This window comes from Pseudomonas citronellolis (genome assembly GCF_029335315.1).
Lineage (GTDB): Bacteria > Pseudomonadota > Gammaproteobacteria > Pseudomonadales > Pseudomonadaceae > Pseudomonas > Pseudomonas citronellolis_A.
Map to the genome: position 1 here is coordinate 1 of NZ_JARJLT010000257.1, position 818 is coordinate 818.

The following is an 818-nucleotide window of genomic DNA, read 5'->3' on the forward strand; positions in this document are numbered from 1 at the left end:
GCCGGCGAGAACCTCACCCTCAAGGCCAGCAAGATTGGCGCGGGCAACGAGGCCTACTTGGTCGCCGGCGACAAGCTGGAACTGCTGGCGGACTACGACAGCGACTACAGCCTCTACGACAAGAAGAGCAAAGGCAGCTTCGGCAGCAAGAAGACCCAGCGCGACGAAGTCACCGATGTGAAGGCCATCGGCAGCCAGATCAGCGCCGGCAGCGACCTCACCCTGCTCAGCGGCGGCGACCAGAAGTACCAGGGCGCCACGCTCGAAGGCGGCCACGACATCGCCCTCGTCAGCGGCGGCGCGGTGACCTTCGAAGCGGTCAAGGACCTGCACCAGGAAAGCCACGAGAAAAGCAGCAGCAACCTCGCCTGGCAATCGGCCAAGGGCAAGGGCCAGACCGACGAAACCCTGCGCCAGAGCCAGCTGGTGGCCCAGGGCGAACTGGCCATCCGCGCCGTCGACGGCCTGAACATCGACCTGAAGCAGATCGACCGGAAGAACGTCAGCCAGACCATCGACGCCATGGTCCAGGCCGACCCGAACCTGACCTGGCTGAAGGACGCCGAGGCGCGCGGGGACGTGGATTGGAATCGGGTCAAGGAAATCCATGACAGTTGGAAGTACAGCAGCTCGGGGCTCGGCGCTGCTCCTGCGTTAGCGATTTCAATTATCGCAGCTGCTTACCTAGGGCCTGTCTACGGCGCGATGGCGAGCAATCTTGCCATCGGCACGATCAACAACGGTGGGGATCTTGGTCAGGGTCTGAAATACGCCACTAGTTCGGACAGCCTGAAGGGATACGCCATTGCGGCGGCCAC

Annotated in this window: 1 protein-coding gene; it reads left to right on the forward strand. The window is 63.2% G+C overall.

What is annotated here, in order from left to right; genetic code table 11:
• The coding region (locus P3W75_RS19385; RefSeq protein WP_276228928.1) for a hemagglutinin repeat-containing protein at window positions 1-818 on the forward strand (818 nt) is incomplete at both ends.